Origin of the sequence: Actinoplanes sp. NPDC048988 (genome assembly GCF_043197815.1) — a bacterium.
GTDB lineage: Bacteria > Actinomycetota > Actinomycetes > Mycobacteriales > Micromonosporaceae > Actinoplanes.
Map to the genome: position 1 here is coordinate 84,642 of NZ_JBICTW010000018.1, position 15,926 is coordinate 100,567.

The 15,926-nt window shown below is 70.2% G+C and carries 13 protein-coding genes; 5 read left to right on the top strand and 8 right to left on the bottom strand.

What is annotated here, in order from left to right:
• Positions 1–15 precede the first annotated feature (15 nt).
• The 5 genes from ACGFJ7_RS38330 to ACGFJ7_RS38350 form a co-directional block, all read right to left on the bottom strand.
• Positions 16–1,524 carry an APC family permease gene (locus ACGFJ7_RS38330; RefSeq protein ID WP_392646863.1) on the bottom strand — a complete coding sequence of 503 codons (1,509 nt, stop codon included), beginning with the start codon at positions 1,522–1,524 and terminating at the stop codon, positions 16–18.
• 90 nt (positions 1,525–1,614) lie between these two features.
• On the bottom strand, positions 1,615–2,415 hold the full coding sequence (locus ACGFJ7_RS38335) for a carbohydrate ABC transporter permease (RefSeq protein WP_360246299.1): 801 nt from the start codon (positions 2,413–2,415) through the stop codon (positions 1,615–1,617).
• Complete coding sequence (locus ACGFJ7_RS38340) at positions 2,412–3,332, bottom strand: carbohydrate ABC transporter permease (RefSeq protein WP_392646939.1); 921 nt, start codon at positions 3,330–3,332, stop codon at positions 2,412–2,414. The genes ACGFJ7_RS38335 and ACGFJ7_RS38340 overlap by 4 nt, the downstream gene beginning before the upstream one ends.
• Before the next feature lie 8 nt (positions 3,333–3,340).
• The gene (locus ACGFJ7_RS38345; RefSeq protein WP_360246301.1) at positions 3,341–4,684 is read right to left on the bottom strand and encodes a sugar ABC transporter substrate-binding protein; all 1,344 of its coding nucleotides are present in this window, start codon (positions 4,682–4,684) and stop codon (positions 3,341–3,343) included.
• Between the two features lie 36 nt (positions 4,685–4,720).
• The gene (locus tag ACGFJ7_RS38350; RefSeq protein WP_097329125.1) at positions 4,721–5,482 is read right to left on the bottom strand and encodes a DeoR/GlpR family DNA-binding transcription regulator; all 762 of its coding nucleotides are present in this window, start codon (positions 5,480–5,482) and stop codon (positions 4,721–4,723) included.
• Positions 5,483–5,704: 222 nt separating this feature from the next.
• On the opposite strand from ACGFJ7_RS38350, the gene ACGFJ7_RS38355 reads away from it, so the two are divergent.
• From ACGFJ7_RS38355 to ACGFJ7_RS38365, 3 genes are all read left to right on the top strand, one after another.
• Positions 5,705–7,969 carry an EAL domain-containing protein gene (locus ACGFJ7_RS38355; protein WP_360246304.1) on the top strand — a complete coding sequence of 755 codons (2,265 nt, stop codon included), beginning with the start codon at positions 5,705–5,707 and terminating at the stop codon, positions 7,967–7,969.
• Positions 7,970–8,048: 79 nt separating this feature from the next.
• The gene (locus ACGFJ7_RS38360; protein WP_392646865.1) at positions 8,049–8,273 is read left to right on the top strand and encodes a hypothetical protein; all 225 of its coding nucleotides are present in this window, start codon (positions 8,049–8,051) and stop codon (positions 8,271–8,273) included.
• A gap of 309 nt (positions 8,274–8,582) precedes the next feature.
• Positions 8,583–9,701, top strand: coding sequence for a tetratricopeptide repeat protein (locus ACGFJ7_RS38365; protein ID WP_392646867.1), 1,119 nt, complete (start codon positions 8,583–8,585; stop codon positions 9,699–9,701).
• A 136-nt stretch (positions 9,702–9,837) separates the two neighbouring features.
• On the opposite strand, the gene ACGFJ7_RS38370 is transcribed toward ACGFJ7_RS38365, so the two are convergent.
• Both ACGFJ7_RS38370 and ACGFJ7_RS38375 read right to left on the bottom strand, forming a co-directional pair.
• Positions 9,838–10,011 (bottom strand): CsbD family protein, encoded by a 174-nt coding sequence (locus tag ACGFJ7_RS38370; RefSeq protein ID WP_097329123.1) that lies wholly within the window; start codon positions 10,009–10,011, stop codon positions 9,838–9,840.
• Positions 10,012–10,035: 24 nt separating this feature from the next.
• The gene (locus ACGFJ7_RS38375; protein ID WP_392646869.1) at positions 10,036–12,300 is read right to left on the bottom strand and encodes a putative bifunctional diguanylate cyclase/phosphodiesterase; all 2,265 of its coding nucleotides are present in this window, start codon (positions 12,298–12,300) and stop codon (positions 10,036–10,038) included.
• A 100-nt stretch (positions 12,301–12,400) separates the two neighbouring features.
• Here ACGFJ7_RS38375 and ACGFJ7_RS38380 point away from each other — a divergent pair, with 100 nt between their 5' ends.
• Positions 12,401–12,853, top strand: a complete 453-nt coding sequence (locus tag ACGFJ7_RS38380; RefSeq protein ID WP_097328833.1) for a GNAT family N-acetyltransferase — start codon at positions 12,401–12,403, stop codon at positions 12,851–12,853.
• Positions 12,853–13,881: a pseudaminic acid synthase gene (pseI, locus tag ACGFJ7_RS38385; protein ID WP_392646870.1), complete on the top strand. Its 1,029-nt coding sequence runs from the start codon at positions 12,853–12,855 to the stop codon at positions 13,879–13,881. Before ACGFJ7_RS38380 ends, pseI begins: the two co-directional genes overlap by 1 nt.
• Before the next feature lie 34 nt (positions 13,882–13,915).
• Here the strand turns inward: pseI and ACGFJ7_RS38390 are convergent, their stop codons facing one another.
• Entirely contained in the window at positions 13,916–15,751 is a 1,836-nt protein-coding gene (locus tag ACGFJ7_RS38390; protein ID WP_392646872.1) for a hypothetical protein, read from the bottom strand.
• Positions 15,752–15,926: the final 175 nt, after the last annotated feature.

The following is a 15,926-nucleotide window of genomic DNA, read 5'->3' on the forward strand; positions in this document are numbered from 1 at the left end:
GACCCGGCGCACTCATCAGCGGTTCACCCGCTCCGGCCGGTGCGCACCGGGTTCGGCATGGGGCCGCTGTTCGGGCAGTTTGGGCGGCGTCACCACGACCGGCACGCCGCCCTGCCCGATTCCCGCGTATATGACGGGATGGAAACGCCGGAGCAGCAGGGCGTGCAGGACGCCGAGAAACACCACCGCGCCGATGGCGGCCGGAACGGTCCAGGCCGGCACCCCGAGCAGCCGTCGCACGTCACCGAGGGCCAGATAACCGATCACGCCGAGGGACACCGTCGCCAGCACCGGCGCCACGAACCGGCTCCACACGCCCTCGCCGTTCGGCACCTGGTTGAGATGCAGCAGCGCCGCCAGCGAGGTCGCCATCAGCAGCACCAGCACACCGAGCCCACCAGCGACGATCAGGCGACGGCCCAAGAGATCAACACCGGAGGTTCCGATGGCGTACGCCGCCAGGAGCGCGACACCCGCGATCAGCGACTGCGCGAGGGACGCGTTCCGCGGAGCCCGAGTACGCGGCGACGTCCGGCTCAGCCCGGACGGCAGCACGCGCTCGCGCCCGAGCGCGAACAGATAGCGCGCGATCGTGTGGTGCAGCGCCACCATGGCCGCGACCAGTCCGGTGAGCAGCACCAGCCGCCCGAGCGTGACCGCCCACGGCGCCAGCCGCGCCGCGGCCAGGTCGAACAGCAGCTCCGGCCCGCGGGCCCGGGACAGCTCGGCGATCCGGCCGGGGCCGGCCGCCGTCGCCAGCGACCACGACGCTCCCGCGAGCAGCACGGTCAGCACGACCACGCTCAGATAGGCGCCGCGCCCGGGGTCACGACGGGGGCGGAGCGCCTCCTCCGCGTACGCCCCCGAGGTTTCGAAGCCGGCGAAGGCGAGCACCGAAACCACGAGCAGGAGCCCGAGCACCGGCAGGTCCACTCCGGACGGGCGGATCGACGCGACGGTGAGTTCGCCCGCGGCCGGGTCGATCACGTCGGCCGCCGCGAAGCCCACCACGACCACCCCCTCGACGAGCACCAGCAGCGCGATCAGCCCGCTGCTCACCTCGATCCGGATCGGGCCGCAGAGCGTCACCACGAGCCAGCAGCCGGCCGCGACCATCCACCACTGGGCCTCGACGTCGAACCAGCTGCGCAGCAGGGGCGCCGCGGCGACGCCGGCCAGGCCGTAGAGGCCGAGCTGGATGACCTGGTACGAGGTGAGCGCGAGCCACGCGGCGGCGGTGCCGCCCGGCCGGCCGAGTCCCTTCGCGACGTACGTGTACATCGCGCCGGCGAAGGGCGCCCGGTGGCCCATCGCCGCGTATCCGGCGGTGAACAGGATCAGGACGAGGCCGGCGGCGAGGAAGCTCAGCGGGACGAGCGGCCCGCCCCCGGTGGCGTAGGCGGCGGGCACGACGTGGACGAGCACGGCGATCGGCGCGGTGGCGGCGAGCGCGAAGTAGGCGATGGCGGCCGCGCCGATGCGACCGGGAGCGAGGGTGTGCGGTAACTCCTCGGGCGTACCCACGGACCTATTTGATCTGAAGGTTCCTCGCTTGACAACTAGCCGTAGCGGTTCACTCACCACCCGTGGACAAGTTTGGCACGAACCTCGCTCTTACTTGACGGCTCCCATCGACAGGCCCCGGACCAACTTGTTCTGCGCCAGCCACCCGGCGACCAGCACCGGCAGCGAGACCAGCGTCGCGGCCGCGCAGAGCCGGGCCAGGAACAGGCCCTCGGAGGAGATGAACCCGACCAGGAAGATCGGCGCGGTGCCGGCGTTGGTGGCGGTCAGGTTCACCGCCAGGAAGAACTCGTTCCAGGCGAAGATGAAGCAGATCAGCGCCGTCGCGGCCAGCCCGGGCGAGACGATCGGAAGGATGATTTTGCGGATGGAGGTGAGCAGCCCGGCGCCGTCCACCTCGCCGGCCTCCAGCACCTCGCGCGGCACCTCCAGCAGGAAGGACCGCATCATCCAGACCGCGAGCGGCAGGTTCATCGAGGTGTAGAGGACGACCATGGTCCAGATGTTGTCCAGCATGCCGAGGTGCTTGACCAGCAGGTAGAGCGGCAGCAGGGCGGCCACGGCGGGCATCATCTTGGTGCTGATGAAGAAGAACAGCGTGTCCGTCCACTTTGCCACCGGGCGCAGCGAGAGGGCGTAGGCGGCCGGGGTCGCCAGCGCGACCACGAACAGCGTCGAGAAGACGCTCGCCATCAGCGAGTTCAGCAGGAACGGCGTGATGTTGCGGTCGAAGACCTGCGCGTACTGGTCCAGGGTCGGGGTGAAGACCCAGCTCGGCGGGTTGCTGGCCGCGTCCTGCTCCTGCTTGAAGCTGGTCAGCACCATCCAGATGACCGGGAAGACGAACACGATCCCGGCGATCCAGGCCACCACACCCCAGAGCCGCTTCACCGGTGCTCCTCCATCTTGAACAGCGACGAGATGACCCGCAGGGCGAACGTCGCCACGACGATCGTCAGGAGCACCACGATCACGCCGGCCGCCGACGCCTCGCCGTACTCGAACTTGCGGAAGGTCGTCAGATAGATCTCGTAAGGCAGGTTGGTCGTGGCCGTACCCGGGCCGCCCTGGGTGATGCTGAAGATCGCGTCGAACGTGTTCACCAGGTAGATCGAGCCGAGCAGGGCGCCCAGCTCCAGGTACTGGCGCAGGTGCGGCAGCGTCATCCGGCGGAAGATCTGCCACGCGTTGGCCCCGTCGACCCGGGCCGCCTCGATCACCTCGTGCGACTGCGACTGGAGGCCGGCCAGCAGGATCAGCATCATGAACGGCGTCCACTGCCACACCAGGGTGGCGATGACCGCGCCCTTCGGATACGACGAGATCCAGTCGGTCGAGCCACCGAAAATGCCGTTGATCAGGCCGTACGCCGGGTTGAAGATCGCGTGCTTCCACAGCAGCGCCGCCGCGATCGGCATCACCAGGAACGGCGTGATGAGCAACGTGCGTACGACCGAACGCCCCACGAACTTGCGATCGAGCAGCAGGGCCAGCAGCAGCCCCAGGATCATCGAGAAGATCACCGCGCCCGCCGTGAGCAGCACCGTGTTCACCAGCGCCGACCGCAACCGGGTGTCGGTCAGCACGGTGACGTAGTTGTCGAGCCCGACGAACGGCTTGTCACCCGGGCGCAACGCGTTCCAGCTCAGCGTGGAGAGGTAGATCGTGTAGAGGAACGGGATCTGAGTGATCACGATCGCGAAGATCAGCGCGGGCAGCAGCGGCGCCCGGCGTACCCAACGGTCTCTGGCTCCGCCCTTGGTGGGCCGGACGGGCGGTTGGGTCCGCTCGTCCGGCCGGGCGATCATGGTGGTCACTACTTGTACTTCTTCGCCACGTCTTCGGCCTGCTTCTGCCCGTCGGCGAGGGCCTTGTCGACCGTGCTGCTGCCGGCGATGGCGGCGCTCACCTCCTGCGACACCTTCGTGCCGAGGTCGGCAAACTCGGGGATGCCGACGAACTGCACACCGAGCGCGGGCCGGGGCTGCACGCCCGGGTTGGTCGGGTCGGCGTGCTCGATCGAACCGAGCGTGATGTCGGCGAACGCCTTGGCCGACTCCTTGTATTCCGGGATCGAGTACGTCGACGTCCTCTTGCCGGACGGGACGCGCGACCAGCCGAGCTTCTCGCCGACCAGCTTCTCGTAGTCCTTGCTGGTCGCCCACGAGATGAACTTCCAGGCGGCGTCGGCCTTCTTGGTGGTCTTCGGCATCGCCCAGGCCCACGTCCAGAGCCAGCCCGAGTACTCGGTCTTGTTCACCGGGGCGTACACGTAACCGACCTTGCCCGCCACCTTGCTCGCCTTCGCGTCCTCCAGCGTGCCCGCCGCGGAGGTCGCGTCGTACCACATCGCGGCCTTGCCCTGCCCGAACGTGTTGAGGCACTCGGTGAAACCGGACTGCGGCGCGCCCGACTGGCCGTGTTTCTTGAGCAGGTCGACGTAGAACTGGGTGGCCTGGGCGAACTCGGGCGAGTCGACCTTCGCGGTCCAGTCCTTCTCGAACCACGTGCCACCGTAGGTGTTGACAACGGTCGTGAGCGGCGCGAACAGCTCGCCCCAGCCGGGCAGGCCGCGCAGGCAGATGCCGGCCACGCCCTTGCCCTTGTCGTCCAGCTTGGCGGCGAAGTCGGCGACCTGGGTCCACGTCGGATGCTCCGGCATGGTCAGGCCCTTGGCCGCGAACAGCTCCTTGTTGTACATGAGGAACGACGACTCACCGTAGAACGGCGCCGCGTACATCTTGCCGTCCTCGCCGGTCAGCGACTCGACCATCGGCTTGAGCAGATCGGCCGAGTCGTACGCCGAGTCGGCCTGGGCCTGCGTCGACAGCTCGTGCAGCCAGCCGTTCTTGGCCCAGATCGGCACCTCGTACGCGCCGACAGTGGCCACGTCGTACTGCCCGCCCTGATTGGCGACGTCCTGGGTGACCTTGTCGCGCAGTTCGTTCTCCGGGAGGATCGTGAACTTCACGGTGATCCCGGTCTGCTTGGTGAAGTTCTCGGCGGTCAGTTGCTGGATGTCCTCCATCTGCGGGTTGCCGACCATCAGGGCGGTGATGGTGTCGCCGGCGGCGTCGCCGCCGTCGGTCGAGCCGGCGCCCGAGCAGCCGGCGGTGGCCAGCAGCAGGCATGCGGCGGCCAGGGCGAGTTTTCTGGGCATGGTGCATCCTCCGTTTTATCGAAAACGGTGTGCCGATTAGACGCGTATTACTTGCGGTCCCATTCGGGAATAGCGGTTCGCCTCGGACGCCGGAAGTCCGGTGTCCGTGACCAGTGATTCGAAATCGGATATCTCGGCGAAACGGCAGAACGTACGTACGCCGAATTTGGTGTGGATGCCGACGAAGACCCGGCGCCGGGCGGCGGCCACGGCCCGCGCCTTCACGTCGGCCACGGCCGGATCGGGGGTGGTCAGGCCGACCTCGCGGGAGATGCCATTGGCGCCGACGAACGCCAGGTCGATGACGAAGCCGGAGAGCATGCCGGCCGCCCAGTGGTCGACGGTGGCCAGCGTGCGGCCACGCACCCGGCCGCCGAGCAGCAGAACCGTGGCCGGCGTGGAGCCGGCCAGCCAGGCCGCGGTGTTGAGCGAGGCGGTCACGACGGTCAGCGGCCGGTCGGTCGGCAGCGCCTCCGCGATCAGCTGCGGGGTGAAGCCCTCGTCGATGAAGATGGTCTCGGCGTCGCCGATGAGGCCGGCCGCGGCGGTCGCGATACGCCTTTTCTCCGGCACCCCGCGAACGGTGCGCATGGCCAGATCGGTCTCGAATTTGGCGGTCTCCACCGGGTACGCGCCTCCATGCGTACGGCGGATGAGTCCGTGTTTCTCCAGCAGCCGCAGATCGCGGCGAATGGTCTCGGCGCTGACTGACAGTTCGGCGGCCAGTTTGGCCACCTCGACCTCGCCGTGCCGGCGGGCCAGGGCGACTATCTGGTGCTGCCGCTCATCAGCGTTCATGGCGATATTTGTAACACCGGGGAAACCTGTGGCTCGGCTCACAAAGTCATCGACTTCGTTGTTTGTTTGCCCGCTTGCCCGTCGTCGTCGCGGGTCCGAAAGCGGCACCATGTCGGACCTTCTCCGCGAAACGTCCGACCGTTTGGCCGGAAACCGTGACCGGATGGTGCCCGGTCATGTGAGCTCGGGCGTTCTCCTCATGTCCGGTCCCGGCCGGACGACATGAGTGCCGTGCTAGCGACGGAGCAACTGACAGAATTCCTGTCCGCGGTGGCGGACCGGCCCGCCGGTCCGGCCGCGCAATACGCTGCCGTCGAGTGCGCCGCCCGCGCCCTCGACGCCGACGTCGCGGTGCTGATGATCGACGACGGGGTGGTCGCCACCATCGGCCTCGCGGCCGACCAGGTGCCCGCGTACGCCCTGGCCGAGGTGGCCGCCGGCCGCCGGGCCACGCTCGAGCTCGACGGCGGCCGCTACGCGGTCACCCACGCCCCGATCGGCGGTCCCGCGCCCGGCGTCCTGGTGCTCGGCCGGATCGGCGCCTCCTTCACCGCGGAGGAGATCACCCTGCTGCGGGGTATGGCCCGCGTCCTCGAGCTCTGCCTCCAGTCGCTGTACGTCGTCGAGTCGGAACGCCGGTACGCCGAGGAGAACGGCCGCCTGCTCGGCTACCTCGACCAGGGCCGCCGCGTCTTCTCCGAGCTGTCCGGAGTGCAGCGCGCCATCGGCCGCCGCCGGCCCCTGACCAGCGTCTTCGACCTGGTCACGGCGTCGCTGCGGGACCTGCTGGGCGTCGAGATGGTGTCGATCAACCTGGTCGAGCGGGACGATCCCCACCTGGGCACCATGGTGGCCGCCGTCGGAGTCGGCCCCGAGGTGCGCGCCCAGGCCGCGCGGGTGCCGGTCGCCGCGGCCGGCGTCACCGGGCTGGCCATCCTCGGCGACGAGCTGGTCGCCGTGGAGGACTACGCCACCTCACCGATAGCGTTGCCGGCCCTGACCGCGGTCAACCTGCAGTCGGTGCTGTCCGTGCCCGTGCACGAGGGCGACCAGTCGGTCGGCGCGCTCACCGTGGGCACCTACAGCGCCCGCCGCGACTGGGACAAGGCGACCCGTGAGATCGTCACCGCGTTCGCCGAGCACATCAGCCTGGCCCTGACCGACGCCCGCACCCAGGAGCAGATGAGCCGGGCCTACCTCGACTCCCTGACCGGCCTGGCCACCCGCGCCCTGTTCCAGACGCGGATGGAGGAAGCCCTCGGCGCCCAGGGCCTGGGCGGCGCCGTGCTCTTCGTCGACCTCGACCGCTTCAAGGTGGTCAACGACTCGCTCGGTCACGCCGCCGGCGACACCCTGCTCACCGGGGTCGCCGAGCGCATACAGGCCTGCCTGCGCGACGGCGACACGGCGGCCCGGCTCGGCGGCGACGAGTTCGCCGTGCTGCTGCCCGGCCTGCACGGCACCGACGAGGCCGTTCCCGTGGCCGAGCGCATCCTCGACGCGCTGCGGCTGCCGTTCGACCTCGGGGCGGAGACGTTCGTCAGCTCCAGCATCGGCATCGCCTTCGGCCGGCCCGGCGAGCACGACGCGGCCGAGCTGATGGTCCACGCCGACCTGGCGATGTACCAGGCCAAGAAGCACGGCAAGGACCGCTACGAGGTCTTCCAGCCGGCCATGCGCGAGGCCTTCCAGGCCAACATCGCGCTCGAGGCCGACCTGCGCCGGGCCGTGCTGCGGCACGAGTTCGAGCTGCGCTACCAGCCGATCGTCCACCTGCACACCGGCGAGATCACCGGCGTCGAGGCCCTGATCCGCTGGCAGCACCCGGAACGCGGCGTCATCCCGCCGATGGACTTCATCCCGCTGGCCGAGGAGACCGGGATGATCGTCCCGATCGGCGAGTGGGTCCTGCGCGAGGCCACGACCCGGGTGGCCGAGTGGAACCGCCAGCGGCTCGGCCCGCCGCTGTCGGTCAGCGTGAACATCTCGGCCGTTCAGCTCGACCAGACGTCCCTGCCCCACGTCGTGCGGGACGCCCTGGCCACGGCCGGGATGCCGGCCGACCGCCTGATCCTCGAACTGACCGAGTCGCTGCTGGTGGAACACCGCCCGGCGACCCTGGACCGGCTCAACGAGATCAAGAGCATCGGCGTCCGCCTGGCCATCGACGACTTCGGTACGGGATATTCGTCGCTGGCCTACCTGCGCCGCTTCCCGGTCGACATCATCAAGATCGACAAGTCCTTCGTGGACGACGTCGTCGACGAGCCGACCGCGGCCGCCCTCACCCACGGCATCATCCAGCTGGGCCGCGCCCTGCAGCTGTCCACCATCGCCGAGGGCATCGAACACGCCAGCCAGCTGACCTCGCTGGCCGGGGGCAACTGCGAACTGGGCCAGGGCTACTACTTCGCCGAGCCGCTGACCCACGGCGCCCTCGACGACCTGCTCTTCCCGACTGACGTTCCCCCCACCGAGTGCGAATGACGAGCGACACTGCTCGGCATGCGGGAACGATCGGCCGGCCTGACTGGAAGCGGCAGACCGCCTCAACCTCAACTTCGTCATGGCCGCGATCCGCGCGTCAAGCGGCGCCCTGGTCCAGCACCTCGGAGACCGCTACGCACTGACGGTCCACCCCTTTGTCCCAGGCTCCGCGGGTTCGTTCGGCCCCCATCCCTCGTCCGACCGCGAGGCCGTCGTGGACATGCTGATCGCCCTGCACCGCAGCCGGCCGGTCACGGCGCCCCGCACCAATCTTCGTCTCCTCGGCCGGGCGGTCTCCGCCTGATCGACGGGGACAGCATCCAGCTAGCCCATCGGAACGCGACCTCTGGATGCTGACCAGCGCGATGATCGACGCCCCAGCTCGGACGACCGCCCATACGACACCGGCCACCTCGACGGTCGACCCGCCCCTCGGCCGCCTCGACGCCCCGGTGCTGGGCCGCGACCCGGCGGTCACGGCCCTGAAGACCCTGCTGACCAGGCGCCGCGCTGGGCCACGGGTGCATGTGCTGCATGGCCTCGGCGGCTGTGGCAAGACCACGCTCGCGTTGGTTCTGGCCGGCTGGGCGGTTCAGCGGCGTAGGGCGGTGTGGTGGGTATCAGCCGCCACGACGACCGACCTGCACATCGGCATGCGTCACGTCGCCACACCCGGTCCCCGCCACTGTCCCCAGCCGACGGCGCCCGGCTCCTCCTCGATCGCGCGGGCGAGCAGGCGGGCCCGGCCGACGACGCCCGAGCGCTGGCCGAGCACATGGGCGGGCTGCCACTGGCGCTGCGCCTGGCCGGCATGTACATCGCGGAGACAGCGGCGGCGCCCTGGCCGGACCCGGCCGCCACGTTCAGCGGTTACCGAGCCGCTCTCGAGGACGGAAACCTGCCTGATGCCCTGATCGGCCGCACCTGGGAGCTGTCGCTCGACCTTCTCGATCGCCGCGGCCTCATCCAGGCCCGCCCCCTGCTGCGGCTGCTGTCACAGTTCGCCGAGGCCCCGATCCCGTACCGACAGCTGCTGCGCCCCGAGGCACTGGCCGCCTTCGAGCAGTTCGCCGGCCTCGACGCCCGGCGACTGTGGGAGCTGCTGCGAGCGCTCGCCCACGTGGGACTGATCGACCTGACCGAGCCCGCAACCCTACGTCTCCATCCCTTGGTGCGCCGCGTCGGCCGCCACCAGGGTTCGCTCGCCGATCAAGCGGCCGCCCTCCTGCACAGCACCGCCGAGGAGGAGGGCTACCAGTCCGCCGAGGATCCCCGGCACTGGTCGTTCTGGGAGGCTTTCGCCCCGCACTCCCTGCACATGGTCGAAGCCATTGCGGATCTGCCCGTCCTCACCGCACAGACCGTGGAACACGCCGCCTTCGCGGCCCAAATGACAGGCCTCTACCTGCGAGCCCGCAGGTTATACGCCCAAGCAACGGTGTGCCACCAGACCATCGTCGACAACTGCCAGGCGGTTCTGGGCGACCGACACATCGGCATCATGGCACCCCGGCATTCACTGGCCGCGCTGCTGCATACCCGCGGCCGTTTGGACGAGGCCGAGCTGACCATTCACGAGCGGCTCGCCGGCCTCCTGCACGACCGGGGCGACCATGTGGCGGCCCTCACCGCTTACGAGGCCGTGCTCTCTGGGCGCAGGCGGACTCTGGGCGACGACCATCCCGACACCCAATCCACGCAAGCCCGCCTGGAGCCGCTGAAGCCAAACTGACTCTTGCCACAGTCACGTACGCAGGGTCAGCACCACAACCGTCAAGACCGAGCGCCTCCTGCAAGAGGAGTGAAGACAAGTGGCCGCCCATGAGGGGCGGCCACTGTGCTGATAGGTGAGGCTCAGGGGGCGTACGTCAGGACTTGAAAGCGTCCTTGATGTTCTCGCCGGCCTGCTTGAGCTTGGAGCTCGACTGGTCGGCCTTGCCCTCGGCCTCGAGGCGCTCGTCGTCGGTCGCCTTGCCGACGCCCTCCTTGACCTTGCCGCCCAGCTCTTCGGCCTTGTTGTCGATCTTGTCGTCGGTACCCATAGTTACCTCCGGAGGGTCAGCTTCCTACGCCGTCCGCATTACCCCGGCTCCGCTCGGCCAATCCCTTTCCAGGAGACCGGCGAAGTCGGCGGCCGGCATCGGGCGGGCGAACAGGAAGCCCTGCGCCGCCCGATATCCGAGATCACGCAGCCGTTGTGCCTGGTCACACGTCTCCACCCCCTCGGCCACGGCGTCCAGCCCGAGCGCGCCCGCCACCTGCAGGACCGCGGCCGCCACCGGGACCCGGTCGTCGGGCGCGGCCTGGGTGAAGGCCCGGTCGAGCTTGACCTCGTCCACCGGCACGTCGTGCAGCATGGTCAGCGTCGACGCCCCCGTACCGAAGTCGTCCAGCGAGACCCGCACCCCGCGCGCCCGCAGCTCGGTCAGGTTGGCCGCCGACGCCGCGGCGTCGATCGGCATCGACTCGGTGACCTCGAGGGCGATCCGGGACCCTTCGATCTCGTACGCGTCCAGCAGCGCCCCGACGTAGAAGGCGAATCCGGGCTCGCGCAGATCGCGGGCCGAGATGTTGATGTTCAGGACGATCGCCGGGTTCCAGCCGGCCAGGTCGCGGACGGCCCGGCGGATCACCCAGCGGCCCAGCGGCACGATCAGGCCGGTGCGCTCGGCGACCGGGATGAAGGCGTCCGGCGCCAGCGTGCCGTGCACCGGGTGGGCCCAGCGGACCAGGGCCTCGGCGCCCAGCACCCGGTCGTCGGTGAGGGAGACGATCGGCTGGTAGAGCAGGAACAGCTGGTCGTCGCGGATCGCCTCGCGCAGTTCGGCACCCAGGTACGACTGGTCGCTGGCCGCCATGCCCTGGTCGTAGTGCAGGAACGTCGTGCCGGGCCGGGCCTTCGCCGCGTACATGGCGATGTCGGCCCGGCGCAGCAGCAGACTCGGGTCGTCGCCGCTGCGGCCGTCGGCGATGCCGATGCTGGCCCGGATGGGCAGCTCGTGGCCGTCGGCGACCACCGGCTCGCGCAGAGCCTCGATCATGCGCCGGGCGGCCAGGTCGGCCGCGGCCGGGTCGGCGCCGTCGAGGACCAGCACGAACTCGTCGCCGCCGAGGCGGGCCACCGTGTCCTCGGCCCGGACGCAGGCGTCGAGGCGCTGGGCCACCGCGATCAACAGGAGGTCGCCCACCTCGTGCCCGAGCGTGTCGTTCACTTCCTTGAAGTCGTCCAGGTCGATCAGCGCGACCGCCACCGGCCGGTCGCCGGGGCTGGTCAGGGCCTTGTCGAGCCGCTCGTGGAAGAGCACCCGGTTGGGCAGCCGGGTCAGCGCGTCGTGGGTCGCGCCGTGGTCGAGGCGGCGCAGCAGGCGCCCGTTGTCGCGGAACGCGGTGATCTGGCGCAGCACCACCAGCGCGGTGAGCAGCACGGCGCTGACCACCACGATCCGGCGGTCCTCGCCGTTCGCGGGCCAGGCCACCGTCAGCAGCAGGCCGTCGACGGCTCCCACGGCCACGTACGGCAGGGCGCTGAAGCTGCGCGGGCGGCTCGGCTTGGCCCCACGGCGCGGGCCGTACGAGGCCCGGCGCTGGCGGTCGGCGGCCAGCGCCCCGAAGAAGTAGACCGCCGGCATGCCGAGGACGTCCGGGTACAGGTGCGGGTCGAGCGTCATGAAGATCGGCCGCAGGATCGGCCCGACGGCGCCGATGAGCACCGCCACCGCCAGCATCCGCAGGGCGCCGCGGTCGAACAGGGACTGGCTGGCCAGCAGGAACTTCGCGACCGCGAAGACCGCGAGCAGGGCCACCACGCTCAGCGTGAGCGAGACGTAGACAAGGCTGCTGTCGGCCGCGTGCAGCGAGTACCGGGTGGCGAAGTGCCAGACGAAGACGGCGCAGGCCAGCATGACCGTGCCGGCGTCGAGCACCAGGCGGAACGTCTCGCCGCGGCTGCGCGAGCCGAACGGCAGCCGGATGAGGGCCCACATGATGATCAGAATGGCCAGGCCGTCGAAGACCATCTGCCCGGCGCCCATCGGCAGGTCGGGCGCGTTTCCGGCCCGGGTCACCTGGGCCGTCTGCGCTGTCGCGCCGAGGCCGACCAGCAGGCACACCACCCAGATCTGCCGCCAGAACAGGCGGATCGGCGCCGGCAGGTGCTCGGCCCGGGCGGTACGCGCGCAGCTCACCGCGAGCAGCCCGGCGCCGGCGATGCTGGGCAGCCACAGCAGGGCCCACGGGATGACCGGGCTGATCGAGTTGACGCCGACAGCGACGACGGTGACCAGGAGCAACAGGGCGTTCGCCCTGAGCAAGCGGTCCGGGAGAAGGCTCACGCCGCTCGGATCGGCCGCGAGCAGGGTCCGGGTGAGAAAAGGGTCGCTGTGACCTGGGTCCCCGGCGGCCGGCTTGGCGGGGCGGCCATACTTTGACACTGTGCTGCGACCCGCGACCTACGCCGAACGCGACCTGATCCTGCCCTGGCGGAACCATCCGTCGGTGCGGGCGGTCAGCCTGACCACCCACGAGATCAAGCCCGAGGAGCACGCCGCCTGGTGGGAAAAGCGCTGGCAGACGGTGCTGATTTACGAGGATGATCGCGGCGTGCCCGCCGGCGTCGTCATCTTCAACGAGAACACGTGGTCCTTCTATCTCGACACCGAGGGCCTGGGCGACCGGCAGCTGGCCGCCTGGATGCGGCTGGAGAAAGAAGCCATCGACTACGCGTTCGGCACACTGGGACTGGAAACGCTCGGCGGCGAGACCCTGGAAGAGAACAAGCAGGTGCTGGCGTTGCACCGACGGTTCGGGTTCAAGGAGACGCGGCGCTACGAACGACTCGTCGACGGGGTTCCGAAGACGGTCGTCTGGACTGAGAGAGGGAAGTAATGACTAAGTTCGGGCCCGACAAGCGGCCGTACATCGTCGCGGAGATGTCGGGTAACCACAACGGCTCTCTCGACCGGGCGCTGGCGCTGGTCGACGCGGCGGCGGACGCCGGCGCGGACGCGATCAAGATCCAGACGTACACGGCCGACACCATGACCGTGGACGTCAAGCACCCTCGCTTCCAGCTTTCCCAGGGCCACGAGCTCTGGGGCGGCGAATACCTCTACGACCTGTACGAGCGCGCTCACACGCCGTGGGACTGGCACCAGCCGATCTTCGAGCGGGCCCGCGAGCGGGGCATCACGCCGTTCTCCAGCCCGTTCGACCGTACGGCGGTCGAGCTGCTCGAGAAGCTCGACGCGTCCCTCTACAAGATCGCGTCGTCCGAGATCACCGACCTGCCCCTGATCCGCCTCGCGGCGAGCACCGGCAAGCCGATCATCATCTCCACCGGCATGGCCTCGGTGCGCGAGATCGCCGCGGCGGTCGAGGCCGCCCAGGGCGTCGGCGCCACCGACATCACCGTGCTCAGCTGCACCGCGTCGTACCCGGCCCCGCCGGAATACACCAACCTGCGCCGCATCCCGGTGCTGGCCCAGATGCTCGAGCTGCCGATCGGTCTCAGCGACCACACGCACGGCATCGGCGTGCCGATCGCCTCGGTCGCCTTCGGGGCGTGTCTCATCGAGAAGCACGTCACGCTGGACCGCGCCGACGGCGGCGTCGACTCGGCCTTCTCGCTGGAGCCGGCCGAGCTCAAAGCCATGCGCATCGAGTCGGAGCGGGCCTGGCAGGCGCTGGGCACCACGCACATCGGCCCGACCGAGGCTGAGAAGGAGGGCCTGCGGTTCCGCCGGTCGCTCTACGTGGTGACCGACGTGAAGGCCGGCGACCCGGTGACCGAGGAGAACGTCCGCTCCATCCGCCCGACCGGCGGCCTGGACCCGGACGCGATCCGTACGGTGATCGGCCGGACCTTCACCCAGGACGCGGCCAAGGGCACGCCGCTCACCTGGGACCTGATCTAAGGAAAAAAGGGGGGCCCGCCGGGCCCCCCTTTTCTCACTGTCCTCGGCGTCGCAGCTTGCCGAGCACCTTGCGGCTGTCACGGCCGACGACCTTGTAGCCGGCCTTGGCGACCATCAGGATGCGGCCGGCCCAGGTCTTCTTGTAGAACTGGACCTCCCAGTCCATCTTGCTGACGGCCAGGTCCCGCGACTTGATCATCTGCTCGGTCCACTCCATCATCGCGAGCAGGTGGCTGGCCTCGTACCGCTGGCGCCACAGCGCCTCGGTGAGCTCCCGGAAGCCCGGCACGTCGACCGAGGCCGTGCCCGGCGACACCGACAGCAGCTGCAGCCGCCGGTCGTGCTGCTGCTCCAGGTTCAGCTCGAACTCGGCCGACTCCAGGATCACCTGAAGGTCGACCGCGCGGCGGATCTCCTCGGCGTCGACGCCCTGGCCGATCATGCCGAGCAGGATCGCGGTCAGGTCGACCGCGTGCGAGGTGATCGGCCACGGGTGCGGCTGGCCGGACGTGATGAGCTGGACGGCGAACGCCCAGACCGCCCGGACCTGCGCCGTCTCCAGCGCGACCGGCTCGATCGAGGTCCAGCGGGTGGGCAGCAGCTCCAGGCCGTCCGGGCCGACGAACACATCGGCCAGGCCGGACAGGCCGACCGAGCCGGTCAGGACGCCGTCCTGGGCCTGGGCGCGCAGCCACGCGTCGTACTGCGCGAGCTCGACCCGCATCTGCCGCAGGTTGTCGGTGGCGGCCAGGTGGAGCAGGCGCTCCTCGAGCACGTAGCCCCGGTCGGCCCCGGGGGCCGCCGGCTCACTGACGCGGCGCAGGCCGTACCGCTCGATCGTGCCCTGAAGCGGCTGGAGAACGGTCGTCCGGACGGCGCCGCCGCCGGACGCGACCTCGTAGACGAAGGTGCCCCGCGGGTCGCCGATGAGCAGTTCGTGGCCGCCGGTGACGGGAGCCGCGCCGGACGCGCGGGCGACGACCAGCCAGGCCGCGGCCACGGTGCTCTCGGCACCGGCCCGCACGGCCCGGTGGATCAGGCGGCGGGGGTCGGTGAGGACCGGCCGGTTACGGAAGGCGGTCGCGTACGCCTGCGACAGCGCCGTGCCGAGCCGGGGCCGCAGCGGCGACGAGACCTCGCCCAGCAGCCCCTCGCCGACCAGGACGGTCGGGGTGGCCGGCTCGGGGAACGCCGCGTACGAGGAGCTGACGGTCAGGCCGGCGTCGCCCAGCCGGGAGACCAGTTGCTCGCGCGAGGCCGGGCGGTGGGTGTCGTGCTCGTCCACCGGGTACCACGCCGAGTCCTGGCGCTCGCGGGCGCCGGGCTCGAGGCGCAGCGTGTGGTGCAGCGCGAAGTTGTTGTCGTGGAGCAGGATCAGGACGCCGTCGGGCCGCACGGCCGCGGCCAGCCGGTCGATCAGCTCACCGGCGGACAACTGCTCACCCTCGGTGGAGTTGAGCCGGCCCACGCCGTCGACGGCGACCACGACGTCGAAGGTGGCGGCCTGGTCGACCTTGATCACCGAGCCACCGAGCACGGTGACCCGCGGGTGGGCGCGCGCGGCCTGCTCGGCGTCACCGAGGGAGCGCAGCAGCCAGGTGACCGCCGCGCCGCTGTCGGCCAGCGCGGCGACGACCTCGGGCGAGTGGGGGCCGGCGACCAGCACGGTGCGGCCGGGCGCGGCGTGCTGCGCCAGCAGGTGGAGCAGGACGGCGCCGCGCGGCAGGGCCGGGCCCTGCCGCTCGTCGAGATCGGTCCAGTTGAACATCTCGCCACCGATGCGCTGAAGATTGTTCACCGGCGGCGCGCTCAGCGCGGCCGTGAAGTTCGTGCCGTCGGTGGGAAGCAGAGCAGAGGCGCGCTCCGACATCACTCAGACCTCTCTGTTGCTGCGGGCCGGCCCAGTCGTCGGGGGTCGCGGAGGCGTCGCCGTCTCGGCCCGTCAAGTCGACGCCGAAAGGTACCATTCAAGGTTAGTAACTGCTCTGATAGTCGGGGCGGCATTGGCCCGTCGAGCAACTGCGCCGGCGGGTCGAACGGCGCCG

Bases quoted from the DNA above. Each gene is read 5' to 3' on its own strand.
- ACGFJ7_RS38340 (WP_392646939.1), bottom strand. From the start codon at position 3,332: ATGATCGCCCGGCCGGACGAGCGGACCCAACCGCCCGTCCGGCCCACC.
- ACGFJ7_RS38345 (WP_360246301.1), bottom strand. From the start codon at position 4,684: ATGCCCAGAAAACTCGCCCTGGCCGCCGCATGCCTGCTGCTGGCCACC.
- ACGFJ7_RS38350 (WP_097329125.1), bottom strand. From the start codon at position 5,482: ATGAACGCTGATGAGCGGCAGCACCAGATAGTCGCCCTGGCCCGCCGG.
- ACGFJ7_RS38355 (WP_360246304.1), top strand. From the start codon at position 5,705: ATGAGTGCCGTGCTAGCGACGGAGCAACTGACAGAATTCCTGTCCGCG.
- ACGFJ7_RS38360 (WP_392646865.1), top strand. From the start codon at position 8,049: ATGGCCGCGATCCGCGCGTCAAGCGGCGCCCTGGTCCAGCACCTCGGA.
- ACGFJ7_RS38370 (WP_097329123.1), bottom strand. From the start codon at position 10,011: ATGGGTACCGACGACAAGATCGACAACAAGGCCGAAGAGCTGGGCGGC.
- pseI (WP_392646870.1), top strand. From the start codon at position 12,853: ATGACTAAGTTCGGGCCCGACAAGCGGCCGTACATCGTCGCGGAGATG.
- ACGFJ7_RS38390 (WP_392646872.1), bottom strand. From the start codon at position 15,751: ATGTCGGAGCGCGCCTCTGCTCTGCTTCCCACCGACGGCACGAACTTC.